The organism is Nocardioides humilatus (assembly GCF_008373755.1).
In the GTDB taxonomy this organism is placed as follows: Bacteria; Actinomycetota; Actinomycetes; order Propionibacteriales; family Nocardioidaceae; genus Nocardioides; species Nocardioides humilatus.
The window spans coordinates 1,029,746-1,056,525 of sequence record NZ_VUJV01000003.1 but is presented as its reverse complement, the minus strand read 5'-3'; the positions used below and the strand labels follow the sequence as shown (position 1 = coordinate 1,056,525).

Genomic DNA, 26,780 nt, shown 5'->3' with positions numbered 1-26,780 from the left:
GTACACGGAGCGGCATCCGGATCCGGACCTATACTCCGGGCGTGGGAGCCGAGCAATGCCCGCAGTGCCGCAGGGAGCTTCCGCCGGAAGCGCGGTTCTGTGCGTACTGCGGCATCACGCTCGAGCCCACCGTGGCTCGACCACCGGCCCCGTCAGCCACGCCGGCCCGGGCGGAACGCCGAGTGATCACCGCGCTGTTCGCCGATCTCGCCGGCTCCACCCAGCTCGGGGAGCGGTTGGACCCCGAGGACTTCCGCGACCTCACCGGAGGCGCGCTGGCCCTCATGGGTGCAGCGATCGAGGAGCTGGGCGGCACCGTGCGTGGCACCGCGGGCGACGGTGTGCTCGGACTTTTCGGCGCCCCGACGGCGCACGAGGACGACGCCGAGCGCGCGGTGATCGCCGGTCTGCGGCTGGTGAGCCGACTGCGTGACTACGGCGTGGACGCCGCAGAACGATGGGGTGTCGCGGACCTGCGGGTGCGGGTGGGCATCGAGACCGGGCTCGCCGTGCTCGGTGAGGTGCGCGCCGGCAGTCAGGTCCAGTACGACGCGAGCGGGGACTGTCTCAACACCGCGGCGCGGCTCGAGGGCGCCGCCGATCACGGCGGTGTCCTGGTCGGCCCGCTCACCCATCGCATCATCAGCGACGCATTCGACTGGGGCGAGCTGCGCCCGCTCGCCCTCAAGGGCAAGGCGGAGGCGGTGCTCGCCCGCCATGCCCTGGGCGCGCGCGCCGACCACGTGCGGCACGGGCCGGCTGCCGGTTCACGGCTCGTGGGTCGGGTGAGCGAGCTGGCGACGGCCGGTGCGGTCGCTGTCGCGGTTCGGGAGGGTGCCTCGAGGATCGCTTTCGTCACGGGAGCCGCCGGCATCGGGAAGACCCGGTTCATGAGCGAGTTCCGGCGGCTGTTCGAAGCCGCTGCCCCTGATGCCCCGGCGACGATCTGGCTCTCGGGCACGTGCGTCTCCTACGGTCTCGATGAGCCCTACCTCCCCTTCCGGCAGGTGCTGCGGCAGGCGTTGGGACGCGGCGTCGACTCCTTCGACAAGGCGCACGAGGCCCTCGCTGCGCTGGTGGGGAAGGAGCGCGCTGCTGAAGTCGCACCGGTGCTCGGCCTGATCCTGGGGCTGGCGCCGGGTGACGAGGTCGCCGCGCGGATGGCCACCTGGTCCGCGGAGTCGCTCCAGCAGGCGGTCATCGACGCGTTCGCCGAGCTGGTGGCGGGACTGGCGGCTCTGGGGCCGGTCGCCATCGCGCTCGACGACCTCCACTGGGCGGACGCCGCTTCACTGCGCCTGATCGAGGGGCTGGTCGAGGAGCTCGCCGACACGGATCCGGTGCTGGTGGTGCTGGCGATGCGGCCCGAGGGTGATCGACCCGCCTGGGCGCTGCGGGAACGCACCGTCAGTCGCCGACCGCAGCTTTCCGTCGAGCTGTCACTGACCTCCCTGGCGCGCGACGACGAGCTCGGGCTGATCTCGGACCTGGTCGGTGCCGGGACGCTTCCCGAGGAGCTCGAGACCCTTCTGCTCGGGCGGGCCGAAGGCAATCCGTTCTACCTCCGTGAGCTCCTCCGGTCCCTGCAGGACACCGGCGCGATCGTGCAGTCGCAGGGACGGTGGACCTTTGACACCACCGTGACGGTGGAGGTGCCGGACACGATCGAACGGGTCGTGCTGGCGCGCATCGACCGGCTCTCTCCGGGTGACCGCGACCTGCTGAGCTCGGCGGCCGTGATCGGCCGCGAGTTCGACCTGGCCCTGCTCGGGAGGATCGTGGGCGCGGACCTATCGTCGGACTCCTTGGTGAACCTCACCAGGCTCGGCCTGTTCGAGGTGGGGGCCGGTGCCGAGCTCCGGTTCAGCCACCCGCTGATCCAGGAGACCGCCTACACGAGCATGCTGCGCCGCGGGCGGGCCGACCTGCACGCCCGAGCCGCGGCTGCGATCGAGGAGCTGGCCGACGACGGTTCCGTGGAGCATGCGGCAGTCCTCGCGCGCCACCATGCCGCGGCCGGTCATCTGGCCGAGGCCGTGAAGTACCACCGGCTGGCCGCGATCGCAGCGCAGCGCGTCGTCGCCATCGACGAGGCGATGAACCAGTTCGACCTCGCGATCGAAGCGGCGGGTGCGCTCGACCCCGCAGCGGCGAGAGCTCAGCTGCCCGAGCTGCATCTGCTGAGAGGCAGCGCGCGCGGCCGCTTCGGCGACTATCCGGGCGGGACAGTCGACCTCCGCCTCTCGCTCGAGGGGGCCCGGCTGATCGGCGACGAGCAGGTCGAGATGCTGGCCCTCAACGAGCTCGGCTGGTTGATGCGCGTGCACGGCTACGAGGAGTCACTCGGTCTTCACCAGGAAGCACTCCGCATCGCCGAGAAGCGCGACGACCCGGCGACCCAGGTGTCCGCGCTCCACCGGATGTCGCTGCTCCACCTCAACCGGCTGCGCCTCGACGACGGCCTCGAGCTGGCTCAGCGCGCCCTCGGCATCGCCCGTGCGACCGGCCAGGACCGGGTCCTGGGCACCGCGCTGGACTGCCTGAAGCTGGCCGCGCTCCAGCTCGGTGACCTCGAGCTGTTGGAACGCACGGTGGCCGAGATCATCGCCGTACAAGAGCGTGCCGGGGACGCCTACCTGCTCCAGTGGGCCTACATCGAGGGCGCATCGGTGCCCCTGGCCAGGGGAGATCGCGCCGGAGCGACGCAACGGATCGAGCGGGCGGCCGAGATCAACGCGGGCTTCACCTTCGATCGGCTCTCGCTCGCGCTGATCCTCGAGGCGAGGTCGTGGATCGATCGCGCCAACGACGACGTCGACGCGGCGGTCTCTGCCTTGCACGCGGCCCTGGTCACGGTGGGGGACCAGATCACCCCCGAGTGGTCGGCGTGGCTCGGGGCCAGCCTGGGATCACACCTGATCGAGCAGGGACGACCCGCGGAAGCGATCACCCTGCTGGAGGACGCGTGGGAGAAATCGGACGCGATCAAGAGCCCGAACCGAGCTTTCCGGGCGGCCAGCCACCTCGCCCTCGCCTACCAGCAGGTCGGTGACGCTGCCGGGTCGCGCGATGCGATGCGGCGCGCGCAGGACGTGCTCGCGACGGTCACCGCACCGCCGGGAACCATCTTCATGGACGGCTACCGGTCCTACCTCGCGATGGCCAGGACCAGCATCGCCGTGGGCGACCCGGGCGCCGCACAGGAGCTGCTGGTCCCCGTGCTGGACGCCGCCCGTCGTCACGGATGGACCACGGCCGAACGAGAGGTCGCCGCGATGCTTGACCAGCTCGCCGCGAGCCGACCGGATCAGAGGTAGCGCCGCTGGAGCCCCTCGAGGTCGCGGACCGTGTAGCTGCGGCGATCGGTCGAGACCAGGCCGAGCTCACGCAGCGCGTGCAGCGCCTTCGCGACCGCCTCGCGGGAGGACCCGGTCCAGCCGGCCAGCTCGTCCTGGCTGATCGGCAGGTCGATCACGTGCCCCGCAGGGGTCAGCGTCCCGAACCGCTCGACCATCTCGACGAGCCGGGCGGCGACCCGGCCGACGGCGTGGGAGGCGCCGAACTCGATCACCTTGCGGTCGGAGTCCCGGAACCTGCGGATCATGTTCTGGAGCAACCGGTTGGCCAAGGTCGGGCTCTGCGCGACCAGGTCCCGGAAGTCCGCGGCCGGCATCGCCAAGGCCTCCACGGGCTCGATCGCCTGGACCGTGTTGGAGCGAGGGTTGCCGTCGACCACTGCCATCTCTCCGAGCAGGTCGCCGGGGCCACGGAAGTCGAGGATCACCTCACGGCCGTCGCGGGTCAGGTAGGTGACCTTGGCCCGTCCCGACACGATGACCAGGACCTCGGTGCCGGCCTGGCCCTCGCGCATCAGTGGGGAACCGGTGTCGAAACGGCGCAGCCGGCCACGGGAAGCGATCGCTGCGCGGTCCGCGGGGTCGAGCTCGCCGAAGAACCCGACGCGGAGGTCCGCGCCCGTTGCCGTCATGGGCCGACGCTACCGCCCTGGGCTCCGAGGCAGGGATGTCGTCGTTCAGGCAGCACGCGTGATTGTGCCGTCGCCGTCCTTTCGGGACAGTGAGTCCATGACCACCACAGGCACCGATGTGCCGGCCTTCGGCACTCTCGCGTGGGCGCGGGCCCGCGGCGGCCGCATGTCCCGCTGGGAGCAGGTCCGCGAGGGCGCCCTGTCGACGCGCACCCTCGGCCCCCTGATGGCCGCACGCGCCGCCGACCGACTCGGGGTGCCAGTGCGCAACGGTGCCTCCCTCGATGCGGACGAGCTGACGGTCCCGGACTCGAAGATCGCCCGGGAGGCCGACGAGGAGTGCCGTACGACGACGTCGCCCCTGCTCTACAACCACTCGGTCCGCACCTACTTCTGGGGGCTCATGCTGGCCAAGCGCGACGGGCTGGACCCCGATCGTGAGCTGTTCTTCGTCGCCTCGATGCTCCACGACCTCACCCTCGACGCGACCCACCGCGACCACGCCCGGATGGCCTGCTTCGCCGCTCGCGGCGGCATCCTGGCCGACGAGTGGTCGGAGGCCCGCGGCCTGGACGTCGTGCGACGAGCGACCCTGTCCAACGCGATCAGCCTCCACCTCAACGCGAGGATCGACCCGTCGTTCGGGCCTGAGGCCGTGCTGCTCCAGGCCGGCGCGGGCGTCGACACCATCGGCCTGCGCTACCGCCACCTGGATCCCGGCTCGGTCACCCGGGTGCTCAAGCGCTACCCGCGCCACGACCTGAAGGCGTCGCTCCCGCAGACCTTCGCCCACGAGGCCCACGCCGGCACCCGGACCGCCTTCCTCAAGTCGATCGGCTTCAACCGGCTCGTCCGGACCTCGCAGTTCGCCGAGTGACCAACAGGGCTGTCAGTTCGTGATCACGGCGACCCGGAATGCGCCGAGGTCGCGGGGCGTCTTCGCCCGCACCCGGACCGTGTAGCTCCCGGTCGCCGCCGGCCTGAAGCGCTTGATCGACGGATCGCCCAGCTCGCCGGAGCCGTCGTCGCTCGCGACGACTACGCCGGCGCTGTCCACGAGTTCCAGGACGAGGTCGGCCCGGTTGACCGACTCCGAGAGGACCTCGACCCGGGTGCTGCGGCCCTTCCTCAGCCGGACCTGCTGGAGGTAGGTCTGGCCGGGCTTCACGAACTCGTCGTAGCCGACGCCGAGCGCCTCCGCCGCCGGACCGTCGGACCGGACGACCCTCAGCTCGTAGGGGCCGTTCTCGGCCGGTCGGAACATCCGTGCCACGGCTTGGTACTGGCCGTTGCGGGTCAGCTCGAACGCGGAGATGCCGGGGTCGCCCGCTCCCTCGTCGAAGGCGAGCAGGCGCCCCGACTCGGTGCGCAGCTCGAGCACCAGGTAGACGCCCGGAGCGCGGCTCCACAGGTCGAGGTGGACGACGTCGCCGGCGTACGCCTCGAACGTGTGCACCCGCCGCCGGTCGCTGGACGGGACGGTGCCAGTGACGTCGATGAGCACCTTCCCGCTGTACGGCGCCGCCGGGTTGGGCTTGTCCTCCGGCTCCTGGTCCTCGTCCTTGCTCGCGACGGCAGCGATGATCGCGCCGGCGGTGACGAGGCCGACGACCGCGGCCACCGCGCTGCGCCGCCGACCCCAGCGCCGGGGTTGCCCGGCAGCGGTGGTGGGCCGCGCAGCCTTGGTGCTCGCCGTGGTGAACGCGGTCTCGGGGTTGCGCCAGAGCACCTCGCTCGCCGCCTGGGGACGCGACAACCCGCGCAGCTCCAAGGGGGCGACGTGGCGGAAGGCGAAGCCGCCGCGGGTCCCGACGAGCGACTCGACGAGCCCGGAGATGAGGATCTGGCCCCCGTCAGCGGAGTCGCAGAGCCGCTTGGCGATGGTGACCGGCGTGCCGAAGTAGTCCTCGCCCTCCACCGAGACGTCGCCTGCGTTGATCCCCACCCGGACGCCGATGTGTTCGGCGTCGGGCTCGGAGTTGTGCGCATCGACGGCGGCCTGGATCGCGATGCCGCAGCCGACCGCGTCGAGCGCGCTCGCGAAGACGACCATGTGGCCGTCGCCGAGCGTCTTCACGATCCGGCCACCGGTGGGCTCCACCGCCTCCTCGATGATCGCGAAGAACCGTCGCCGCACCGTCTCGGCGTCGTCGTCACCCAGCCGATCACCCATCGCTGTCGACCCGACCAGGTCGGTGAAGAGGATCGACATCGTGTTGGCACGCGTCACGCCCGTGATGCTATTCCTGATGAGGTGCGCAGCACGGTGACTCCGGTCGCCGTCACGGCCGGTGATCTGCCTCACCCCCTGAGCCCGCTCGACCGGCAACCAGGGGAAATCACGGTAGACAGCCCCAGAGGCGGCCGCGAGGATCGCGTCGCGGATCTCCGGGGGTCCCGTCGTCGCGACGAGCAAACCGGGAGCAAGAGATGCACACGATTTCGCGGTGGTCGATCCTGACTCTGGCCGCCCTTCTGGCGTTGCTTGCTGCGCCGTTCCTGGCCCCGGCGCCTGCGCACGCCGCGGCGCCGACCTTCGAGATCACGCCGTCCACCCTGCAGTTCGGCACCGTGGTCGTCGGCGACGAGCGGTGGCAGAACGTCACGATCCAGAACACCTCGTCCGTCCAGCTGGGTTTCGCCGTCGGCGAGATCAGTCCGTCGGCGAGCGGCGTCGATTTCGTTCCCGAGATGAACGAGGGCGCCTGCATGGTTGATGCGGGGGCCGTCGCGGTGGTGCCTGCCGAGCAGTTCTGCTCCTTCCTGTTCCACTACAAGCCGACCGGGGCAAAGGCCACGAACGCGTCCACGAAGGTGAGCGCCTACGTCTTCCAGGGCGCGGCACCCCGGAGCGCCCAGTCCATCAACGGGCTACGGGCCGCGGCGACCAAGACCTTGCAGATCAAGGGAACCGGCGGATCGGTCAAGTACACGGTGAACCCCGACGACGCGGCCTTCGGCAACGTCAGTGTCGACGGTTCCAAGACGATCCCGATCTCCGTCACCAACAACACCGCAGCGGCCCTCGCCTTCGACAGCGCCATGGTCGCGCCGACGGACGGTCTCTTCGCGATCCACCGGGAGTTCGTCGGCGAGGACCAGGGTGACTGCTCGGTCCAGACCGGTTCTGGCAACCGCTCCGTCGTGCTGGCGACCGGAGGGACCTGCACGATCCAGTACACCTTCAACCCGACCGCGAAGGGCAAGCAGACCGGTCAGGCCAGGATCAACGCCTGGGTGGTGCCCGGTGAGACGCCGGGCAGCCTCATCGCCACCAGCGGTCCGCCGACGACGTCGTCGCCGCTGACCCTCACGGGGACCGGCGCCGCCCCGACGATCAGCGTCGACCAGACCACCCTCAGCTTCGGCCAGATCACCACGGGCTCGACCGCCACGGGCACGGTCCTCGTCAAGAACACCTCGAACGTCAAGATCGCGCTCGGTGCGCACATCACCGACCCGGAGTTCCCGCCGTACACCTATGACGTCAACTCCCCCTCCGACGCCTGCCAGCGCAACGCCGACACCGGCGTCGTCCTCGTGCCCGACCAGACCTGCCGGATGTCCTTCAGCTTCTACGCCGCGCAGGACGGCAACGCCGGGACCGGCAAGGTCAAGGTCGACCTCTTCAGCTATCCGAACGCGACCCAGGGCAGCGACGTCAACACCGTCAACTTCACCCCGGACGCGTCGATGACCCTGTCTCTCAAGGGCTCGGGCAAGGCGCCGACGGCCGCGGCCGCGCCGAAGTCGGTGACCATCCCCGAGATCATGGTCGGGCAGAGCTCGCAGGCGAGCTTCACGGTGAAGAACACCTCGTCCAGCCCGATCAGCATCGAGCCGACGGTCGCCGAGGGTGGGACGATCTCGGTCACCTACGACAGCGGCGAGTGCTACTTCTACGACCCCTACCTCGGCCAGTACAGCGCGCGGACGGTCGCGCCGGGCTCCAGCTGCGTGGTCGGACTCAGCTATTTCGCGGTCGCCGAGGGAAACACCACGGCGAAGGTCGTGCTCGGCCTGCGTGCCGCCACGGGTGCCGACGGCGACTACAAGGCGCCGTCGAGCCAGTTCCCCTCGACGGAGTCGGTCACCGTGAAGGCGAGCGCGAAGGGGCCCACCGTGGCTGCCAACCCGAGCGCTCCCAAGTTCCCGGTCACGCCCACCGAGGGGACCTCGATCATGACCGTCGAGCTCACCAACACCTCGAACGAGCAGGTCGTGATCGACCCGCAGCTCCCGCCCGGGCCGTTCGCCATCGACTACTCGACCGGCACCTGTGTCAGCGAGGACGGTTTCGGCGGCTATTACGTCCCACGGCTCGCGCCCGGTGCGCCGTGCTCGCTCGTGTTGACCTACACCGCGTCGCGCAACGGCGGCGAGGCCGCGGACCTGCAGCTCTTCACCCGGCTGAGCACGGGGCCGGCCGGCTCCTACGTCTACCCGGGCGGCGGGCCGGGGACGGTCACCACCGTGAAGGTGAAGGGCACCGGCAAGGCGCCGACGATCGCGACGACGTCGACCACGTTCCCGAGCACGCTCCTCGGGACGACGTCGAGCATGCTCGTGACCGTCACCAACACCTCCAACGGGCCGATCACGATCGACCCCCAGATCCCGGGCGCCACGTTCTCCGCCGACTTCTACCCCGGCGGCGGTGACGACTGCCGCGTCGACGACCCGTTCGTGTTCAAGACCTACCTCCAGACCGTCGCGGCGGGCGGCACCTGCAACGTCCTCGTCACCTATCAACCCGGCGCTGTGGGGGCCGAGTCGGTGGTGGCGGACTTCCGGGTCCGCGGCAGCAGCGGTGCCGACAACGCCTTCGCCTTGCGGCCGAACAGCCCCGGGGTGCCGCGCGAGGTGACTTTCAAGGGCACGGCTACAGCGCCGACGGTCACCCTCAACCCCAAGGCCCCGGCGTTCCCGGTGACGACCGTGGGGACGACGTCCTACCTCGACGTGGTGGTCACCAACACGACCTCGGAGCAGATCACCGTGGCGCCGTCCCTCGGCGCGACGCAGGTCTTCACGATCGTGGAGGGTGCCGACGAGTGCACCTATTACGACCCGTTCTTCGGATCGAAGCTCCAGCGGGTCGCGCCCGGCCAGACCTGCGTCGTACGGCTTGCGTTCGCGCCGACCAAGGCCGGCGCCGCGCCGAATGCTGACCTGTTCCTCCAGCTGCGGGTCCTCCGCTCGGCCGGTGCGGATGGCGCCTACATCAGCCCTGAGACCGGGCCGTCGGTGACGACCTCGGTCAGCGTCAAGGGCAGCGGGAAGGCAGCGGGCTAACCCGGCGGGCGCTCACTAGGGTGCCTGCATGGGTGCCCTCGAACCGACGACGACGCTCGGCTTCCTCCTGCTGACCCTGGAGGTCGTGCTCCGCCTGGTGGCGCTCGGGGTGATCCCCGGCAACCGCAAGCCGTCGACCGGCATGGCCTGGCTGCTGCTGATCCTCGTCGAGCCGATCATCGGCTTCACCATCTTCCAGCTCTTCGGCCGCACCCGGCTGGAGGGGCGCCGGATGGCGCGGCAGCGTCGCGCGATCGAGGCGGTGCGGGCGCCATCCGAGGCGCTGCACCTCGACTACGACGAGGCCACCATCCCGGCCGAGCTGCGCACGGTGGCCGAGCTCAACCGAAGGCTTGGGGCGCTGCCGATGTCGGGCGGCAACGAGGTGCAGCTCTGGCCCGACTACGCAGGCGTGATCAACGAGATGGCTGCCGAGGTCGACCGCGCGCGGTCCTTCGTGCACGTCGAGTTCTACATCACCGCCTGGGACGAGGTGACCGACCCGCTGTTCCAGGCGCTGGTGCGGGCGACCGAACGAGGCGTCGTCTGCCGGATGCTCTTCGACCACCTCGGCTCGCGGGGCATCCCGGGATATCACTCGATGCTGCGGCGGCTGCGCGGGACCGAGATCCGGTGGCGGCCGATGCTCCCGATCCAGCCGCTCCGCGGGCGGTTCCGGCGCCCTGACCTCCGCAACCACCGCAAGATCTTGGTGGTCGACGGCAGCGTCGGCTTCACCGGGTCGCTCAACCTCACCGAGCCCGGCTACAACAAGCCGAAGAACCATCGGCTCGGTCGCGAGTGGGTCGAGCTGATGGTGCGCCTCGAGGGGCCGGTGGTCGGTGCCCTCAACGCGGTCTTCGCCACTGATTGGTACGTCGAGACCGCCGAGGCCGTCGACCTGGTCCCGGTCCACGGGGCACCCGATCGCCGACCCGACGAGGTTTTCGAGGTGCCCTGCCAGGTCGTGCCGAGCGGGCCGGGCATCGTCGCGGAGAACAACCTGCGGATGTTCACCGCGCTCATCTACTCCGCCACCGAGCGGATCTCGCTGACCTCGCCGTACTTCGTCCCGGACGAGTCGCTCCTCTATGCCGTCACGACCGCCGCGCAGCGCGGCGTCGATGTCGAGCTGTTCGTGAGCGAGGTGAGCGACCAGTTCATGGTCGGGCACGCGCAGGCGTCGTACTACCGCGCGCTGCTCGACGCCGGCGTGCGGATCTATCAGTACCCCGCGCCGTTCGTCCTCCACGCCAAGCACTTCACCGTCGACGACAAGGTCGCCGTCGTCGGGTCGAGCAACATGGACATGCGCTCCTTCGGCCTCAACTTCGAGGTGTCGCTGATGTTGCCCGACCCCGAGGTCGTGGTGAAGCTGCGTGAGGTCGAGGACACCTACCGCGCCCTTTCCCACGAGCTCACGCTCGACCGCTGGCGCGAGCGCCCCGCCCGCACCAAGTACGTCGATAACGTCATGCGCCTCACCGCTGCGCTCCAGTAGCCGGGTCTACGCTCCGGGCATGGACCTGCCGGGGATTCTGCTCCAGACCCCGATCTTCCGCGACCTGACCCGCGACGACGTCGCGGAGCTGGTGCCGCACCTCACCGAGCGGCGGTACGGCGCGGGTGAGGCCATCTGGTTCGAGGGCGATCCGGTGGATGCCCTGTGGGTGCTCGCCGAGGGGACGATCAAGTCGCATCGGCTCAGCCGCGACGGGGCCGAGGTGATCGTCGACATCAACGAGGCCGTCGACATCACCGGCGAGGTGGGGCTCTTCCACGCGAGCGGCGTGCGCCAGGTCAACGTGACCGCGATCAAGGAGTGCCGGTTCCTGCTCCTTCGTCGGGCTCCGCTCGTCGCCTTCCTCAGCCGGCACCCACCGGCGCTGGAACGGATGCTCGAGCAGCTCTCGGGCCTGACCGTCCGGGCGGCGTACTCCTTCACTGGCATGGTGTTCGACGACATCCGGGCTCGGGCGGCGCGCACGTTGTTGGCACTCGCGGACGAGTTCGGCGAACCCGTCGACGGGGGAGTCCGGGTCCGGCTCCAGCTCTCCCAGCGCACGTTGGGTGCGCTGGCCGCGGCCTCCCGCGAGAACATCAACCGAGCGCTCGCACCGTTGGTGGCCGACGGCGTGATCAGTCAGCAGGACGGCCACTTCGTCGTGCACGACCGGGCCCGGTTGGAGGCGGTGGCAGAGGCCGCCGGAAGCCTGTGACGCGCAGCACTGACCATTGCGTGCAGAAGAGAGGACGGTGGTCCCATGACCATCGACTCCGCGCCCGCTCTCGATCTCGCTCCGCTCCGTGCCGGCTTCGCGGGCACCGTCCTGACTCCCGCCGACGGCGAGGCGTACGACGTCGCGCGCACCGGCTTCAACGCCATGTTCGACCGCCGACCCGCAGTGGTCGCCCAGGCGACCTCGGTCGCCGACGTGGTCCACGCGGTCGGCTTCGCCCGCTCGTCCGGACTACCGCTCGCCGTACGCGGCGGCGGCCACTCGGTCGCCGGCTACTCGACCATCGAGGGTGGTCTGCTCCTCGACCTGGGCCCGATGAAGGGGATCGAGGTCGACCCCGTGGCCCGGGTCGCACGGGTGCAGCCGGGCGTCGTCTGGGGTGAGCTCGACCGGGCGACGCAGGCGCACGGCCTCGCGACCACCGGCGGTCGGATGACGACGACCGGCGTCGCCGGCTTCGCGCTCGGCAGCGGCAGCGGGTGGCTCGAGCGGCTGCACGGAACCGCGTGCGACAACCTGCTCGCGGCCGAGGTCGTCACGGCCGACGGTCGAGTCGTGACGGCCAGCGACACCGATAACCCTGACCTGCTGTGGGGTCTGCGAGGAGCCGGGGGCAACTTCGGCATCGTCACCGAGTTCACCTTCCGCCTCCACCCGATCGGTCCTGAGGTCTACGGCGGTCGGATGATGTTCCCGATCAGCCGCGCGCCGGAGGTGCTGCGCTCGGTTCGCGACTTCTTCCTGGAGGCGCCGCGCGAGGTCTGCGGCGGGATGATCTGCATGACCGCGCCCCAGGCGCCCTTCGTACCCGAGGAGATGCGGGGCCGCCCCGCGGTGGGCATCATGGCCGCCTACTGGGGCGACGTCGAGGCCGGCGCCTCGGTGCTGGCGCCGCTCAAGGCGCTCGGCGCTGCCGTGGACATGATCGGCCCGACGACGTACCTCGACATCCAGGCGTCCAGCGATCCCAGCAACCCTCCGGGACGGCGCAACTACTGGCGCTCGGAGTTCATGCCGACCGTGCCGGACGAGGTGCTCGACGCTGCGATCGCGTGCGCGATGGAGGCGACGTCGCCCGCGAGCGCCCTCATCCTGGCGCCTCTCGGCGGGGCCTTCGGCGACGTGGCTGAGGATGCGACGGCGCTGGGTGGTCGCGCGGCCCAGTGGCTCTTCCACTGCTACGCCATCTGGGAGAACGGCGACCCTGACGGCGACGCCCGGCACATCGCGTGGGCGCGTTCGACCGCTGCTGCGCTGGAGCCGTGGACGATGGCGGGTATGGGGCTCAACCTGGTGAGCGACGTCGACGAGTCACGTATCCGGGAGACCTTCGGGGCCGAGAAGTACGCGCGGCTCACCGAGCTCAAGCGGGCGTGGGACCCGGAGAACTTCTTCGCGATGAACCAGAACATCCGTCCCGTAGTCGGGCCGCGCTGAGCGTCAGCCTGCCCAGCGATCCCAGTGGATCGTGTCGGCTGCGGGCTTGCGCGAGACCGGTCCGAAGCGGCCCGCCGGGTAGCCGATCGGGATGACGGCGAAGGTCTGGACGTTGCGCGGGATCCCGAGGACCTGCTTGAACTCCGCCTCGATCAGCTGGTGCCAGGTGGTCATCGTGGCGGCCAGGCCGAGGGCGCGCGCGGTGAGCAGCAGGTTCTGCACGCCGGGGTAGACGCTCGCGGCTGCGCCCATGTCGCCGAAACGACCGTAGTTCCGCAGGACGGTGACGGCGCGACGCGGTCCGAGGGCGAACGTCGCCTTGCGGACCTCTCCGACGTTGCGCATCACCTTGCGTTGCCACGGGCCGAGGTCGTAGCAGGGAATGATCACGGCCGGCGTCTCGGCGAAGTGGTCGCGTTGGAAGCGCAGGGCCGCACGCATCCGCTCGTAGCTCTCCTCGGTCATTCCGTCCGGGACCGCCTTCCCGGCTGTGCCGAGGTAGAAGGTGGCGACGACGTCCCACAGTCGCGCGAGCGCGGCCATCTGCTCCCGGTCGGTGACGACGACATAGCTGTAGGCCTGCGCGTTGCTGCCGCTCGGTCCCCAGATCGCCGCCTCGACGAGCTGCACCAGCAGGTCCTCGGGCACGGGGTCGGGCTTCAGCTTCCTCATCGCTCGCATGGTCGACATGACCTCGAGCAGCGGAGCGTCAGTGCCGAACGACAGGTCGGCGCTGCTCACGAGGCCACCGGCCTGCGGGTGTACATGCCATGGAAGCCCAGCGGCACGTTGAACGGGAGGTGCGCCGTGGCGAGGGCGTCCCGCTCCGGGTCGCGGGCGTCGAGCACGACCAGCTTCGATCGTTGCTCGCGCCGGTCGTGGGCGAGGGCGACGAGCCAGCCGTCATCCTCGGCAGCGTCGGGGGACCTCGGCACGAACAGGGGTTCGCCGATCGCATGTCCGGCCATGGTGTGTTGCCAGACCCGTCCTGTGGTGCTGTCGACCTTCGTGATGGAGCCGTCGGACATCGACTCGCCGAAGCCGGTGAGGTAGGTGAAGCGGTGCTCGCGCGCGGTCAGGCGCCAGTCGTACTGCGGGAACTCGCCGGTGAAGTCGACCAGCTGCTCTGAGGTCACCTGTCCGGTCGGGCTGATCCGGTAGCGGGTCAGCCGGTTCGGCGGATAGGGGTGCGGGTTGCGCGCGTCGCCGATGGTGACCTTGAGCTGGTCCCAGGCGTCGGGGCCGAAGTTCACCAGGTCGACGACGACGTCGTCGCCGTCGTCGAAGGCGTTGGTCACGTGGAAGTGCATCAGCGCGTCGTGCTCGACGATCCGCGGCCGGCCGCCGTTGCGCGGCACGATCACGAAGCGGGTGGGCTTGTTCGGCCGGTAGTCGAGGGCGTCGAGGTAGGAGCCGCGCGAGAGCGCGATCTGCGGGAGGGTCGGCATGATCGGGTCGAGCACGAAGACGAGGTTCTTGCCAGTCAGTGCGACGTCGTGGTTCCAGGGCAGGTCGAGCATCGGGATGCTCGCGAACTGCTCGAGCGGGCCGCCGCGCTTGCGCCGGTAGCACCGGATCTGCGGGTAGGGGAAGATGTCGAGCCCGAAGTTGAACATCTCCTGCGTCTGGGGATCCCACTTCGGGTGCGCGGAGAAGGCACCGATCCACTTGAGCCGGCCTTCGAAGTCCTCCTCGCCGAGTGTCTCCAGGGTGTCCGGGTCGACCCGGTGCGGGCGGCCCATCTCCCACAACGCCAGCAGTTCGTCGCCGGTGAGGATCACGTTGGTGTTGGCGACGTTGGCCGGCAGTCGTAGGAAGTTGGCCAGTGGCCCGCCGGGCCGCATCGCGCCGACCCCGCGGTACTTGACCTTGCTGGACCGCTGGCCGTGCTCGAAGTGCTGGGTGCGGACGTAGCGGTTGCGGAAGTCGACGCGGCCATCGCGGATGCTGAACCGGCTGATCATCCCGTCGCCGTCGAAGATGTTGTCGAGCAGCGTCGTACCGACCTGGAGCTTGCCGGGACCGATCCGGTAGAGGGTGCCTTCGAGCTCGGCGGGGATGGTTCCGTCGACCTGCAGGTCGACGACGTCGCGCTCCTCGAGCAGGGGCCGGTGGATGCCCCACTCCTCGCCGAGGGTGATGCGTTCCTGGGTGATCGACATTCTGACATCGTAAGGTGTCAGATGGGGGTTGGGAAGGTGGCCTGCGACACTTGAGCGCGATGACAGAGCGGACGTACGGCGGCGTGAGCGCCGATCAGCGACGTGACCAACGGCGTCGCCGGCTGCTCGATGCCGGCGCGGAGCTGGTCCGCGAGCATGGCCTCAGCGGCACCAGCTATCGCGGGGTCTGCCGCGCGGCCGGCCTGACGGAGCGCTACTTCTACGAGAGCTTCGCCAGTGTCGACGAGCTGCTGGTCGCGCTCTTCGAGGAAGAGATCGCCACCACCGTCGGCGTGGTGATGACAGCCGTCGCCAGCGCGAGCGGATCGCCGCAGGACGCGGTGGCCGCGGCCGTCGGGTCGTTCGTTGATCAGGTGTCGGACGACCGGTTGCTCAGCCGTTTCCTGGTGGAGTCGGCCGCGCACCCGGTCCTGCGCGCGCATCGCCGTACGACCATCGCGACTTTTTCCGACCTCGCTGTCCAGACCGGTCAGGCGTTCGCGCGCGAGCCGATCTCAGCCGAGCAGGACCGACGGTCGCGCCGTGCCTCCATGATCATCGCCGCCGGGTTCAACGAGCTGTTGACGGAGTGGATCGACGGCCGGGTCGACGCCACCCGCGACGAGATCGTGGCCGACACGGTCGAGCTCTACTTCGCCGCCATCGAGCACTACGGGACCGTCAGGAGCGACACTTCGGCGGGCCACGACTGACACTTCGTCAGTGGTCGAGGCCAGGTGGGTGCAGCGGGACGATGAACATCCGCGCACCCTCGGGCAGGCACGAGGTGCGCTCCAGCTCGGCGAGATCGGCTAGCGCCGACACCCCGTCGGCGTAGGGCCCTTGGACGAAGTGGATCACGCCGTCCTCGTCGGAGCAGATGATGACGTGCGCGGCCTCGAGTCGGCTCATGGCCGTCACGACCGTGGCCTCGCGCAGCAGCTCCCACCGCCGCACGTCGTCCATCGGCTCGCCGTCTCCGTCCACCCTTCGATGGTCCGTCAGCTGGCCGGCGACCTCCTCCGTAGCGCTACGGAAGATCGCTACGGAGATTCGCCTCTTACCGCTTGCGGATCTGGCGCACCGCGATGCCCAGGCCGACCGCGGCGAGACCGGCGACGATGAGGCCGGGGCGGGCGCGGAGGGAGTGGTAGTCCTCGGCGATGGCCGGCCAGACGAGCTCGTCCATCAGCTCGCCGGCGTCCTCCGGAGTGGCGTCGAGGCCGGAGACCGGGATCGGCTCACCGAAGGTGACCTGGACCTTCCGGGGCAGTGGGAGGCGGCGCTTCTCGGTGCCGGTGATCGCGCACGGCACGATCGGTGCGCCAGTCTCGATCGCGATCCGCGCGGCGCCCTTGCGGGGGCTGCCCAGCGCCTCGGGGTCCTTCACCCGAGTCCCTTCGGGGAAGAGGGACAGCAGGTCGCCGCGCCGCAGGATCGCCATCGCGGTCTCGATCGCCTCGCCGTCGGATTGCCCGCGCTTCACGGGGAAGCCGCCGAGCCACAGTAGGAAACGACCCTGGGGCCCTTCGAAGAGCTCGGACTTGCCCATGAAGAACACCCGCCGCGGTGCGACCGCTGCGATGAAGAAGCCGTCCCAGAAGCTCTTGTGGTTGGGCGCGATGACGGCCGCGCCCTTGGCCGGGACGTTCTCCAGGCCGGAGACGCGCATCGCGAAGAGGATCCGGAAGATCGGCACGAGCAGCACCCGCACGAAGCGGTAGCCCCAGATCGAGGAGCCCTCACGCGCGATCTCGTGCGCGCGGTCGTAGGTCAGGCGAGCCATGGGGAGCACTCTGGCGGCACTCGCACCGCGGCGCCAGCACCGCTAGACCACCAAGATCGACACCTCGGAGAACCAACCCTGCGACTTCGTCAGCGCAACCCTGACACTTCGGACAACCAACCCTGCGACTTCGTCAGGCGAGCGCAGCGAGGAGTTCCGGCGGAGCTAGCTCACCACACGACGCCGCGGTCGACCACCAGGTTGGCGCCGGTGACCGAGCGGGCGGCGTCGGAGGCCAGGTAGAGCAGGTTCTCCGCGACCTCCTCGGGTGGCATGAATCCGGGCATGACGGACTGGCTCTTCGCGATGAGGTTCCAGTCGGTGTTCTCGGGCAGGCCGTGGGCGGCCGCCTGGATCATCGGGGTGTCGATGCCGCCGGGGGAGACCAGGTTGACCCGCACGCCCTGGGTGCCGAACTCGACCGCGAGGGCACGCATGCCGAGGAGGAGCGCGGCCTTGGAGGCGCAGTACTGCGCGTTGTAGGGCTGGCCCATCACCGAGGAGATCGAGGCGACCGAGACGATATTGCCCTTGCTCTCGATCAGCGCCGGCGCGAAAGACTGCGCCAGAAGCAGGGGCGCCACCGCGTTGACGTCGAAATGCTTGCGCAGCCCGGCGGCCGTGAGCTTGCCGAGCTCGGCGAACTGCTGGATGCCGGCCACGTTGCAGAGCACGTCGAGCCCGCCGAGCTCCTCGAGCGCGCTGGCGACGAAGGCATCCCGCGCGGCGTCGTCGGCGAGGTCGCAGGCCACGATGCCATCACCGGCCGCGACATCGGTCGCGACGACCTGGGCGCCCTCGGCTTGGAACAGCTTGACGACGGTCGCGCCGAGGCCGCCGGCGGCACCTGTCACGACGACCCGCTTGTCGGTGAAACGCTGCGCTCGTTCAGTCTGCATGGATCGATACTAGAACAGGTTCTATTTTTGGTCGAGGTTGTGGCAGAGTGCCTCGGGTGCAGGTCGGCATGACGCTCCCGGTGATGGAGCCGGATCTCCCCCTCGGCATGGCGTCGATCCTCGAGGCGTGGTCGCGGACGATCGACGAGGGTCCCTACGCCTCGTTGTGCTTCGGCGAGCGGATGGCCTTCGACAACCCCGACTCCGCGACGCTGCTCGGCGCCGTCGCCGCGTGGACCGAGCGGGTCCGGCTGACGACGACCGTCGTCGTGCCCCAGCTCCACCACCCGGTGCTGCTGGCCAAGAGCCTGGCGACCGCGGACCAGCTGAGCGGCGGCCGACTCTCGGTCGGCATCGGCGTGGGCGGTCGCGAAGAGGACTACCGCGCCGTCGACGCCGACCTGGCCACCCAGACCATCGCCGGCATGGCGGGGGCCGTCGAGACCATGCGCCGGGTGTGGGCGGGAGAGCGGGTCACTGACGCCGTACGGCCGGTCGGACCGCCGCCTCTGCAGCCAGGAGGTCCCGAGATCCTGGTCGGGACGATGGGCAAGAAGACCATCCGCAGCGCTGCCCGCTGGGCCGACGGTGTCGCCGGCGTCACCCTCAACGCCGACGTCGACGAGGTCGACGGGCTGTTCCGGCTGGCGCGCGAGGCCTGGGGGTCGGAGGGGCGGGAGGCGCCCCGGCTCACCACGTCCTTCTGGTTCGCCGTGGGCGACGACCCGCGTGGACAGGTGCACCGCCACCTGCGCCACTACATGAACTGGCTGCCCGTCGAGCTCGTCGACGCTCTGGCCGCGACGGCCGGATTCGCCGGCACGCCGACCGAGCTGCGCGACGCCCTCAAGCGGTTCGAGGACATCGGCTGCGACGAGGTCCACCTCATTCCGACCAGCTCCGACCTCACCCAGGTCGAGCGCATCGCCGAGATCCTCTGAGAGGGAGCGCAACGTGGAGAAGATCGACCTGCTCTTCTGGGACGACGCCGCCGCCGAGAAGGCATCAGAGCTCGACGTCCCGGGCCTCCGCTCGCTCCAGGTCTCCCGTGCCGCCGACCTGCCCGGCGCGACCCTGCTGATGGGCAACGGCTCCGCGCTCCGCGGCGTCGCCGAGATCTGGGTCGATTCCGTCGACGTGTGGTCCGAGGTCGTCCGGCAGGTGCCGGGCGACGCCTACCTGGTCACGGAGTCGGTCCCGCAGCCCGTGGCGCCGGGGGAGTGGCTGACGCACTTCACCTGGTTTCCGAAGCCCGAGCGGCTGACCGAGGAGGACTTCTTCCACGGCTGGCACATGATCCACACGCCGTCGTCCGCGCTGCTCCACCCGCTGCGCCAGGGCTACGTGCGGGACGCGGTCGCCCGCACCCTCACGCCGGGATCACCGCCGGTGCGCGCCATCGTCAGTGAGTACTTCGACGAGGCGGTCTACCTCGACCCCTCGCGCCTCTTCGGCGGACCGGAGACCCTCACGGCGACCATCGAGGAGCTGCCGCTCTACGCCGACCAGCCCGACATCTCCAGCTGCCCGGTCAGGCGTCTGTCGCAGCCCTGAGGATCAGGTTGACCATCGCGCGGTTGCCGTCGGTGGTCAGGTGGACGCCGTCGCCGGCGAAGTAGCCGGGGTGCCCGTCGGCCGCGTTGTGGAAGTCGACGACCCGCACGTTGGAGTAGTCGTCGGCCACCGCCTTGATCGCCTCGACGCTCGTGCTCTCCCAGGTGCGGTCGACGTGGGGCGTGATGAGGAAGATGCGTGCGGTCGGGTGGTCCTCGACGAAGTCGGCGAGCGACTCGGCGTCGATGCCACCGTTGGTGCCGATGCCGAGGATGTAGTTGCCGCCCCAGCGGTTGTACTGCGCGTAGGTGCGCGCGATGTCGAGACCGGTCCACGGCTGGCGCCCGACCTCGGCGTTGATCGTGATGTGGGGCAGCTCCTCGCCGAGCAGCGGGGCGATGTCGATCATGATCGAGTCGCCGATCGCCACGGTGTCGCGACCCCGGAGGGGAGCGGTCGGCTTGGGCCGGTGCTTGGTCTCGTGCTGGTGGGCAGCGGTCGGGACCGGGCGGCGGTCGGTGTCGCTCCCGACTGGAGCGGAGCCGGTCACCACCGTGGTCGGACCGTGGTCCTTCGGCGAGGGCGTGTTGACGCCGGCGAGCGCCAGGCAGGCCAGCAGGGCGGGGGACACGGCGAAGACGAAGGCCGGACGCCGCCAGCGGCGCGGGAGCCCGCGGATCGCCCCCGTGACCATCGCGACGACCGCCCGCAGGCCGTGCCGTCGCACGGGACCCTCGACCAGGCGGTAGGAGATCTCGGCGCAGATCAGCGTCACCAGCACGATCGCCAGCGAGCGCCCCGCGTCGTAGTGGCCGATGTTGGCGGCCGTCGACATCGCCACCAGCACGGGGTAGTGCCACAGGTAGACGGAGTAGGAGCGGCGGCCGAGGGCGCCGACGGGGCCCTTGTCGACCCGCGCGGCAAGCCGGGAGATCGCCGTCGCCTGGAGTGACAGGATCATCCCGGCCGAGGCGACCGCGGCCAGCAGGATGCCGCCGCGATACGCGAACGCCGACGTGTCCGGCAGCGCCATCGCGAGCAGCGCGAAGGCGCCGGTCGACGTCAGCAGCGCGAGCCACGCACGCCGTCCTTCGAGTACGACGGTCATCGGGCCGGGCACCCGGACGACGTCGTCCTCGGGCAGGTGCAGGGCGAGGGCAAGGAAGGCGCCGATGAGGAGCTCACCCATCCGGGTGTCGGTGCCCATGTAGCTGCGGTTGGCGTCGAGCGGGTCGTAGAGGACCGCCATCAGCGTCGAGGACACGATGATCGCGCCGCCGACCGTGGCCAGGATCCGGTCGCGCTTGCGCAGCAGCAGGAGCATCCCGAGCAGCGCGAGCGGCCAGATGACGTAGAACTGCTCCTCGATCGCGAGGGTCCACAGGTGCGCCAAGGGTGAGGGCAGCCCGAAGGAGTCGAAGTAGGAGACGTCGTGGAAGACCATCCACCAGTTGCTGGCGTAGATGAGCGAGGCGAACCCGTCGCCCCGCACCTTGGTCAGCAGGTCCGGCGCGAAGAGCATCGAGCCCGCGAGCGCGACGATGACGACCGTGTAGGCCGCCGGCAGGAGCCGCCGGAGGCGGCGGATCCAGAATCCGCGCAGGTCAGCGGTGCCGGTCTTGTCGATCTCGGCGAGCAGCAGGCGGGTGATCAGGTAGCCCGAGAGGACGAAGAAGAGCGTGACGCCCAGGAAACCGCCCCCGAAGTAGGGCGCCCCGAGGTGGTAGCCGACGACCGTCGCGACGCCGAGCGCTCGCAGCGAGTCGAGGCCGGGGACCCGGCTCGTCCGCTGTTGCTGGCGGCCTCGATCGTCCGAGGGCATGACGCTCTGACTTCCTTCCCTAGGGGTCGCGAGAAGCGCTTGATCCCGCCTCCCACAAGGCATTGTCGCTCCTCAGACAATGGTCTACGGGAGAAACCCGCCGCAACGAATTTGGCGGCCCTCGGTGAACGCGTGTTCCTGCTCACGTCGGGCCCGCTGGGGCACTCAGATCAGGCTCTCGGACTGCCGCGGACGGGCAAGGTCGACACCGTTCTCCGTCAGCCCGTAGTTTGCGAGCGTGCTCGATCGGATCGCCGACCTGACCTGGCGCCACCCTCGCAAGATCCTGGTGGCCGCCTTCCTCTTCGCCGCTGTCGCCGGCTTCTTCGGCCACGACGTCGAGCACCACCTCAAGGCGGCCGGCTTCACCGACCCCGACTCGGAGAGCGAGCACGCCGGGCAGGTCCTTGCGGACGCACTCGGCTTCGACGCCGAGCCGGGGCTCGTCGTACTCCTGCGGGCCAAGGACGGCGGTGCGATCGACGTCGAGGACCCCGCCGTCATCAGCGAGGTCGGCGCGGTGGTCGAGCAGGTCCGCGGCGGCGACTTCGTCGGCCGGGTCCTCAACCCGCTCGACCCGGCGACCCCGGCGCCGCAGCTGATCGCCGCCGACGGTGAGTCCATCGCGCTGCCGGTCAACCTCACGACGACCGACCTCGAGGACGAGGGCGGCCTCGCCGACGAGTCGATCCGCGCCCGGGTCAGCTCCGACCTCTTCGACGCGAGCTACGGCGGCTTCGCGCCGTCCTTCAACGAGGTCAACGACCAGACGCGGACCGACCTCACCAACGCCGAGCTGATCGCCTTCCCGCTGCTCGCGATCTTGCTGCTCCTCGTCTTCCGCAGCGTGATCGCGGCGGCGGTGCCGCTGATCCTCGGTGTGCTCTCGATCGTCGGCACCCTGTTCGCCTTGCGGATCATGGCCTCGTTCGTCGACACCTCGCTCTTCGCCCTCAACATCGCGACCGCGCTGAGTCTGGGACTCGCAGTCGACTACGCCTTGTTGCTCGTCTCTCGCTATCGAGAGGAGGTCGACACGCACGGCCGCACGCTGGAGGCGCACCGCCGCGCGGTCCGTACGGCGGGCCGCGCCTCCCTCTTTTCCGGACTCACCGTGGCCGCCGCCATGGCGTCGCTGATGCTGATGCCGCAGCGCTTCCTCTACTCGATCGGGGCTGCCGGCGCGACCGTCGGCGTCCTGTCGGCCGTGATGGCGGTGATCGTCGTGCCGGCGATCCTCGCGGCGCTCGGCCCGTGGCTCGACCGCTTCTCGATCCGTCGGGGCGCGTCGGTCTCGGCCACCTCCGACCGGTGGCACCGCATCGCTCGCGGGGTCATGCGGCGGCCGGTCGTGATCGCGGTCGTGACAACGGGCGCCCTCCTGGCGCTGGCCGCGCCCCTGCTCGGCACGACGCTGACCGGCCCGAGCGCCCAGGCGGTGCCGCCGGGCCAGCAGTCCTACGAGGTCAACTCCTACCTCTCCGACCACTACGGCCGAGGCCTGACCGAGGCTGTGACCCTGACAGTGAAGGGCACCGTCGACCCGACGGCCCTCGCCGGTGTCGCCGCTGAGATCGGCCAGGTCGACGGCGTCGTCGCCGACAGCCTTGCGCCTTTCACCCCGGCCTCCGACGACGTCGCGTTCACGACCGTCGCGCTTGACCAGCCCGCCCTCTCCGGGGACTCCCAGGACGCGGTCCGCGACATCCGCGACGTCGCGCTCCCCGACGGTGCCGAGCTCCTCGTCTCGGGCAACACGGCACGCTTCATCGACGAGAAGGAGAGCCTCGTCTCGAGCGCGCCGCCCGTCATCGCGCTGATCGTGCTGCTCACGATCGTGCTGCTCTTCTTGCTGACCGGATCGATCCTGCTGCCCCTGAAGACGCTGCTGATGAACGCGCTCACCCTGTCGGCGGTGGTCGGTCTCCTGGTCCTCGTCTTCGAGAAGGACTTCGCGATCGGGCTGCTCGACTACCACGGTCCGCACGCGGTCGAGGTGACCAGCCTGGTCTTCATCTTCGCGGTGACCTTCGCGCTCGCCACCGACTACGCGGTGCTCGTGATGGCCCGCATCAAGGAGCTGCGCGACAGCGGGCTCTCCAACACCGATGCGGTGGCCGAGGGGGTCGCCCGCACCGGTCGGATCATCTCCGCGGCCGCGCTGATGATCGCCGTGGTGTTCCTCGCCTTCGCGGTCAGCCCGGTCTTCTTCATGAAGCAGATCTCGGTGGCGATGGCGGTCGGCGTGATCATCGACGCGACCATCGTCCGTGCGCTCCTCGTGCCCTCGCTCATGCGCCTGCTCGGTGAGGCGAACTGGTGGGCGCCGCGCCCGCTCCGTGCGGTCTACGCCCGGTTCGGCATCCGCGAGTAGCGGTCTTAGCACCTGTCAACGATCCCTGTATCGTGACGGGCATGACCGTCGACGTGCAGGGCGACCGCCGCAGCAGGATCCTGCACGCGGCCGCACAGCACTTCGCCGAGCATCCCTACGAGAAGGTCTCGACGGTGGCGATCGCCGCCGACGCCGAGTGCAATCGGGGCTGGATCTACCACGAGTTCGGCTCGAAGCGGGACCTCTACCTCGCGGTGCTGCAGGGCACGGCGAGGGTCCCGGCCCTGCCGCCGCTGACCGGCCTCGTCGTCGACAGCGCGGGCCGCGACCTCGCCGTGGCCCAGGTCATCGACCGTTGGCTCGACGGGGTCGTCGCCACCCGGGACTCGTTCCTGGCGCTCCAGCGGGTGCACAGCGGGTCCCACAGCGACCCGGTCGTGAGCGGGGTGCTCCGTGAGATCAACGAGGGCACCATCGACAACGTCCTCGCGACGGTCGTCGAAGACCCGGGGCAGGTGTCGCCGGCCGCGCGCGCCTTGGTCGCCTGCTTCGCCGAGCTCGCCTGGCAGGCACTCTGGGAGTGGCTCGGGTCCGAGCGGCTCGACCGCACGCAGGTCCACGCGGTCCTGACGAAGTCGCTGATCTCCCTGCTCGAACTGGTGCCGCAGGTGGCCGCATGAGGCGGTGGGCAGCCGCCGCGCCCGTGCTCGCCCTGCTCGTCCTCGGCATCAGCGCGTGCGACGACGACAGCGTGAAGCCCGACACCCTGCCCCGTCCCGAGGACGCGACGAAGGGAGAGGCGGTCGACGTCGACGCTTTCCTCGACGAGCTCCGTGGGAGCTTCGACAACGGCGCGACCGCCCGGGTCACCTTCGACGTCGCGGGACAGGCTCGGCTGCGCGGCCACGGCGTCGTCGCCTACGGCGAGGACGGCATGGACGTCGACCTCCAGCTCAGTGACTGGCAGGTCAAGGGGGCCGAGGTCGACCTGCGGACCATCGATGAATCGACCTACATGAAGGTGCCCGAGTCGCGTGGCCTGTGGGTGGACGTGTCGGCGGGCGGCGACCCGGGCCTCGCGGGATCGGTGCTCGAGGACGCCGATCCTCGCAACCAGCTCGACACCGCGGCGGACACGATCACCGAGGTCCGCTACCTCGGTGACCAGCAGGTCGAGGGTGGCATCGTGCGCCGCTACCAGGTCGTCGAGGAGGCCGACGCAACGACGGCGGCGACCTCGACCGGTCCGGCCGTCACGGAGTACTGGTTCGACGCCGACGGCCAGGTCGTACGACGCACGGTCGACCTCGGCGCGTCCGGAACCGCGACCTTCACGTGGGCCGACTGGGGCGCCCCCGTCGACATCGCTCCGCCGCCGGACGACGAGACCGTCACAGTCCGCGAGCTCGAGCGGCTGCGCAAGCAGCAGGACCGCCCGCACCGCTGAGAAAGCCTCCGGGTGCGCCACACGGCCCGTGACTTTTCGGCTAGGGTGCCGTTGTTTCGTCAGGGTTAGCACCTGTTAAGAATCTGTCCGGAGCTTCCCGGGCGCACCAGACCAGCACCAGATCCAAGGGGGCCGAGACACGTGGCGAACGCGCTGATGGGCGCCCGCGGTGCCGTCGACCTCATCGTCGACCACGCCAAGACCGGCCTCAACACGGCCGGCGAGATGGTGCTGCTGGCCTGGGACTCGTCGGTGTCTGCGGCGACCGACATCGTCCGCGGGCGGTTCTCCTGGGACGAGTTCTTCGAGCAGGCCTGGTTCATGACCCGGGTCTCGTTGCTGCCGACGATCCTGGTGTCGATCCCGTTCGGCGTGATCGTGTCGGTCCAGGTCGGCGGCGTGGCCGGTCAGATCGGCGCCCAGTCCTTCATCGGCGCGGTCAACGCGATCGGCGTCATGCGGCAGGCGGCCCCGCTGGTCGCCGCGATCATGATCGCCGGCGTCGTCGGCGCTGCTGTCACCGCCGACCTCGGCGCCCGCACGGTGCGCGAGGAGATCGACGCCCTCAAGGTCATGGGCATCTCGCCCGTCCAGCGACTCGTTGCGCCACGCCTGGTGGCCGCGGTCATCATCGGCGTCTGTCTGAGCGCGGTGGTCGCGACCACCGCGATCCTCACCGGCTACGTGCTCGTGGTGGGCTCGGGCTCGGTCAGCTCCGGCACCTACCTCGGCGCCTTCATCTCCTTCGGACAGACGCTCGACCTCATCATGGCGATCCTCAAGTCCGCGATCTTCGGCTTCCTCGCCGTGATCGTCGCCGCCCACAAGGGGCTCAACGCCCGGGGCGGACCGAAGGGTGTCTCCGACGCGGTCAACCAGTCCGTCGTACTCAGCGTGATCCTGCTGGCCCTCGTCAACGTCGGCATCACGCAGCTCTACGTGATGCTCGTCCCGCAGAGGCTCGTCTGATGGCCGCGACCTGGCTGGGCGACAGCCTCGTCGGCGCGACCGACGGCGTGGTCAACGTGCTCGCGAAGATGGGTTCGTTCGGCCGCTTCGCCGTCCGCGCCGTCACCGCGGTGCCGCTGACCCTGAAGCGCTACCCGAGCGAATACCTGCGCCAGCTGTCCGACATCGCCTGGGGCACCGGCGCGCTCCTCATCGGCGGGGGCACGATCGGCATCATGGTGCTGCTGTCCGTCGCGGCCGGCACCTCGCTCGGCATCGAGGGCTTCAGCGGCCTCGAGCTGCTCAGCCTCGGCCCGCTCGTCGGAGCCATCAACGCCGGCGTCAGCACCCGCGAGCTCGCCCCGCTCATCGCCTCGCTCGCCTTGGCCTCCCAGGTCGGCTGTCGCTTCACCTCGCAGCTCGGCTCGATGCGGCTGCACGAGGAGATCGACGCCCTCAGCGTGATGGCGGTGCCCCCGATGCACTTCCTGGTCACGACCCGCGTCGCCGCGACCATGACGGCGATCCTCCCGCTCTACTACATCGGCCTGATCGGTTCGTGGATCGCGTCGAAGGCCGTCGTCACGGTGATCTTCGGGCAGTCCGGCGGCACCTACGAGCACTACTTCAGCCAGTTCCTCTCGGGTCGCGACATCTTGATCTCGACCCTGAAGATCCTGGTCTTCACGTTGATCGTGGCGCTGCTGCACTGCTGGTACGGCTTCAATGCCGCCGGTGGACCGGCGGGTGTCGGCGAGGCGACCGGCCGGGCGATCCGGGCCAGCATCGTCTCGGTGATCCTCCTCGACATGCTGTTCACGCTGTTCTTCTACGGCACCGATCCCGGCGTACGGATCTCGGGCTAGC

Annotated in this window: 22 protein-coding genes; 14 read left to right on the top strand and 8 right to left on the bottom strand. The window is 70.0% G+C overall.

The annotated features are described in order from the left end of the window. Positions 1 to 41: 41 nt before the first annotated feature. Positions 42 to 3,317 carry an ATP-binding protein gene (locus F0U44_RS12920; protein WP_188113464.1) on the top strand — a complete coding sequence of 1,092 codons (3,276 nt, stop codon included), beginning with the start codon at positions 42 to 44 and terminating at the stop codon, positions 3,315 to 3,317. Here F0U44_RS12920 and F0U44_RS12915 read toward each other — a convergent pair. Further along, the gene (locus F0U44_RS12915) at positions 3,308 to 3,988 is read right to left on the bottom strand and encodes a Crp/Fnr family transcriptional regulator (protein ID WP_149728670.1); all 681 of its coding nucleotides are present in this window, start codon (positions 3,986 to 3,988) and stop codon (positions 3,308 to 3,310) included. The two genes, F0U44_RS12920 and F0U44_RS12915, sit on opposite strands and share 10 nt — an antisense overlap. Before the next feature lie 97 nt (positions 3,989 to 4,085). Here F0U44_RS12915 and F0U44_RS12910 point away from each other — a divergent pair, with 97 nt between their 5' ends. Then, on the top strand, positions 4,086 to 4,865 hold the full coding sequence (locus tag F0U44_RS12910) for an HD domain-containing protein (protein WP_188113463.1): 780 nt from the start codon (positions 4,086 to 4,088) through the stop codon (positions 4,863 to 4,865). Between the two features lie 12 nt (positions 4,866 to 4,877). Here F0U44_RS12910 and F0U44_RS12905 read toward each other — a convergent pair whose 3' ends face one another. Beyond that, entirely contained in the window at positions 4,878 to 6,218 is a 1,341-nt protein-coding gene (locus F0U44_RS12905) for an adenylate/guanylate cyclase domain-containing protein (protein WP_149728668.1), read from the bottom strand. Positions 6,219 to 6,418: 200 nt separating this feature from the next. Between F0U44_RS12905 and F0U44_RS12900 the strand changes: the two genes are divergently transcribed. The 4 genes from F0U44_RS12900 to F0U44_RS12885 are packed head-to-tail and all read left to right on the top strand — an operon-like array spanning position 6,419 to position 12,960. Beyond that, positions 6,419 to 9,283, top strand: coding sequence for a choice-of-anchor D domain-containing protein (locus F0U44_RS12900; RefSeq protein ID WP_149728667.1), 2,865 nt, complete (start codon positions 6,419 to 6,421; stop codon positions 9,281 to 9,283). A gap of 28 nt (positions 9,284 to 9,311) precedes the next feature. After that, complete coding sequence (gene cls, locus F0U44_RS12895; RefSeq protein ID WP_149728666.1) at positions 9,312 to 10,784, top strand: cardiolipin synthase; 1,473 nt, start codon at positions 9,312 to 9,314, stop codon at positions 10,782 to 10,784. 19 nt (positions 10,785 to 10,803) lie between these two features. Next, positions 10,804 to 11,502: a Crp/Fnr family transcriptional regulator gene (locus F0U44_RS12890; RefSeq protein WP_149728665.1), complete on the top strand. Its 699-nt coding sequence runs from the start codon at positions 10,804 to 10,806 to the stop codon at positions 11,500 to 11,502. Positions 11,503 to 11,547: 45 nt separating this feature from the next. Continuing rightward, positions 11,548 to 12,960: an FAD-binding oxidoreductase gene (locus tag F0U44_RS12885; RefSeq protein WP_149728664.1), complete on the top strand. Its 1,413-nt coding sequence runs from the start codon at positions 11,548 to 11,550 to the stop codon at positions 12,958 to 12,960. 3 nt (positions 12,961 to 12,963) lie between these two features. Here F0U44_RS12885 and F0U44_RS12880 read toward each other — a convergent pair whose 3' ends face one another. Further along, positions 12,964 to 13,701: a nitroreductase family protein gene (locus F0U44_RS12880; RefSeq protein ID WP_223163669.1), complete on the bottom strand. Its 738-nt coding sequence runs from the start codon at positions 13,699 to 13,701 to the stop codon at positions 12,964 to 12,966. Beyond that, the gene (locus F0U44_RS12875; protein ID WP_149728663.1) at positions 13,698 to 15,122 is read right to left on the bottom strand and encodes a carotenoid oxygenase family protein; all 1,425 of its coding nucleotides are present in this window, start codon (positions 15,120 to 15,122) and stop codon (positions 13,698 to 13,700) included. The genes F0U44_RS12880 and F0U44_RS12875 overlap by 4 nt, the downstream gene beginning before the upstream one ends. A gap of 59 nt (positions 15,123 to 15,181) precedes the next feature. Here F0U44_RS12875 and F0U44_RS12870 point away from each other — a divergent pair, with 59 nt between their 5' ends. Further along, complete coding sequence (locus F0U44_RS12870; RefSeq protein WP_149728662.1) at positions 15,182 to 15,835, top strand: TetR/AcrR family transcriptional regulator; 654 nt, start codon at positions 15,182 to 15,184, stop codon at positions 15,833 to 15,835. A 7-nt stretch (positions 15,836 to 15,842) separates the two neighbouring features. Here the strand turns inward: F0U44_RS12870 and F0U44_RS12865 are convergent, their stop codons facing one another. The 3 genes from F0U44_RS12865 to F0U44_RS12855 form a co-directional block, all read right to left on the bottom strand. Further along, on the bottom strand, positions 15,843 to 16,109 hold the full coding sequence (locus F0U44_RS12865) for a hypothetical protein (protein WP_149728661.1): 267 nt from the start codon (positions 16,107 to 16,109) through the stop codon (positions 15,843 to 15,845). Positions 16,110 to 16,182: 73 nt separating this feature from the next. Then, complete coding sequence (locus tag F0U44_RS12860; RefSeq protein ID WP_149728660.1) at positions 16,183 to 16,908, bottom strand: lysophospholipid acyltransferase family protein; 726 nt, start codon at positions 16,906 to 16,908, stop codon at positions 16,183 to 16,185. Between the two features lie 170 nt (positions 16,909 to 17,078). Beyond that, on the bottom strand, positions 17,079 to 17,807 hold the full coding sequence (locus F0U44_RS12855; RefSeq protein ID WP_149728659.1) for an SDR family NAD(P)-dependent oxidoreductase: 729 nt from the start codon (positions 17,805 to 17,807) through the stop codon (positions 17,079 to 17,081). Positions 17,808 to 17,854: 47 nt separating this feature from the next. On the opposite strand from F0U44_RS12855, the gene F0U44_RS12850 reads away from it, so the two are divergent. Next, the gene (locus tag F0U44_RS12850; protein ID WP_223163668.1) at positions 17,855 to 18,748 is read left to right on the top strand and encodes an LLM class flavin-dependent oxidoreductase; all 894 of its coding nucleotides are present in this window, start codon (positions 17,855 to 17,857) and stop codon (positions 18,746 to 18,748) included. Positions 18,749 to 18,761: 13 nt separating this feature from the next. After that, positions 18,762 to 19,361 carry a hypothetical protein gene (locus F0U44_RS12845; protein ID WP_149728658.1) on the top strand — a complete coding sequence of 200 codons (600 nt, stop codon included), beginning with the start codon at positions 18,762 to 18,764 and terminating at the stop codon, positions 19,359 to 19,361. Here the strand turns inward: F0U44_RS12845 and F0U44_RS12840 are convergent. Next, positions 19,339 to 21,183, bottom strand: a complete 1,845-nt coding sequence (locus tag F0U44_RS12840; RefSeq protein ID WP_188113462.1) for an acyltransferase family protein — start codon at positions 21,181 to 21,183, stop codon at positions 19,339 to 19,341. The genes F0U44_RS12845 and F0U44_RS12840 overlap by 23 nt on opposite strands. A 238-nt stretch (positions 21,184 to 21,421) precedes the next feature. Between F0U44_RS12840 and F0U44_RS12835 the strand changes: the two genes are divergently transcribed. The 5 genes from F0U44_RS12835 (at position 21,422) to F0U44_RS12815 (ending at position 26,779) form a co-directional block, all read left to right on the top strand. Further along, a complete protein-coding gene (locus F0U44_RS12835) occupies positions 21,422 to 23,557 on the top strand; it encodes an MMPL family transporter (RefSeq protein WP_149728656.1) in 2,136 nt (711 codons plus the stop codon). Positions 23,558 to 23,598: 41 nt separating this feature from the next. Beyond that, positions 23,599 to 24,198, top strand: a complete 600-nt coding sequence (locus F0U44_RS12830) for a TetR/AcrR family transcriptional regulator (RefSeq protein ID WP_149728655.1) — start codon at positions 23,599 to 23,601, stop codon at positions 24,196 to 24,198. Beyond that, positions 24,195 to 24,965, top strand: coding sequence for a hypothetical protein (locus F0U44_RS12825; RefSeq protein WP_149728654.1), 771 nt, complete (start codon positions 24,195 to 24,197; stop codon positions 24,963 to 24,965). Before F0U44_RS12830 ends, F0U44_RS12825 begins: the two co-directional genes overlap by 4 nt. A 141-nt stretch (positions 24,966 to 25,106) precedes the next feature. Then, positions 25,107 to 25,934: an MlaE family ABC transporter permease gene (locus F0U44_RS12820; RefSeq protein WP_246160440.1), complete on the top strand. Its 828-nt coding sequence runs from the start codon at positions 25,107 to 25,109 to the stop codon at positions 25,932 to 25,934. Next, positions 25,934 to 26,779 (top strand): MlaE family ABC transporter permease, encoded by an 846-nt coding sequence (locus F0U44_RS12815; RefSeq protein WP_149728653.1) that lies wholly within the window; start codon positions 25,934 to 25,936, stop codon positions 26,777 to 26,779. Before F0U44_RS12820 ends, F0U44_RS12815 begins: the two co-directional genes overlap by 1 nt. The last annotated feature ends 1 nt before the right edge of the window (position 26,780 follow it).

Coding starts and splice junctions, on each gene's coding strand:
- F0U44_RS12915 (WP_149728670.1), bottom strand. CDS start 3,988: ATGACGGCAACGGGCGCGGACCTCCGCGTCGGGTTCTTCGGCGAGCTC.
- F0U44_RS12910 (WP_188113463.1), top strand. CDS start 4,086: ATGACCACCACAGGCACCGATGTGCCGGCCTTCGGCACTCTCGCGTGG.
- F0U44_RS12900 (WP_149728667.1), top strand. CDS start 6,419: ATGCACACGATTTCGCGGTGGTCGATCCTGACTCTGGCCGCCCTTCTG.
- cls (WP_149728666.1), top strand. CDS start 9,312: ATGGGTGCCCTCGAACCGACGACGACGCTCGGCTTCCTCCTGCTGACC.
- F0U44_RS12890 (WP_149728665.1), top strand. CDS start 10,804: ATGGACCTGCCGGGGATTCTGCTCCAGACCCCGATCTTCCGCGACCTG.
- F0U44_RS12885 (WP_149728664.1), top strand. CDS start 11,548: ATGACCATCGACTCCGCGCCCGCTCTCGATCTCGCTCCGCTCCGTGCC.
- F0U44_RS12875 (WP_149728663.1), bottom strand. CDS start 15,122: ATGTCGATCACCCAGGAACGCATCACCCTCGGCGAGGAGTGGGGCATC.
- F0U44_RS12870 (WP_149728662.1), top strand. CDS start 15,182: ATGACAGAGCGGACGTACGGCGGCGTGAGCGCCGATCAGCGACGTGAC.
- F0U44_RS12860 (WP_149728660.1), bottom strand. CDS start 16,908: ATGGCTCGCCTGACCTACGACCGCGCGCACGAGATCGCGCGTGAGGGC.
- F0U44_RS12855 (WP_149728659.1), bottom strand. CDS start 17,807: ATGCAGACTGAACGAGCGCAGCGTTTCACCGACAAGCGGGTCGTCGTG.
- F0U44_RS12840 (WP_188113462.1), bottom strand. CDS start 21,183: ATGCCCTCGGACGATCGAGGCCGCCAGCAACAGCGGACGAGCCGGGTC.
- F0U44_RS12830 (WP_149728655.1), top strand. CDS start 23,599: ATGACCGTCGACGTGCAGGGCGACCGCCGCAGCAGGATCCTGCACGCG.
- F0U44_RS12825 (WP_149728654.1), top strand. CDS start 24,195: ATGAGGCGGTGGGCAGCCGCCGCGCCCGTGCTCGCCCTGCTCGTCCTC.
- F0U44_RS12815 (WP_149728653.1), top strand. CDS start 25,934: ATGGCCGCGACCTGGCTGGGCGACAGCCTCGTCGGCGCGACCGACGGC.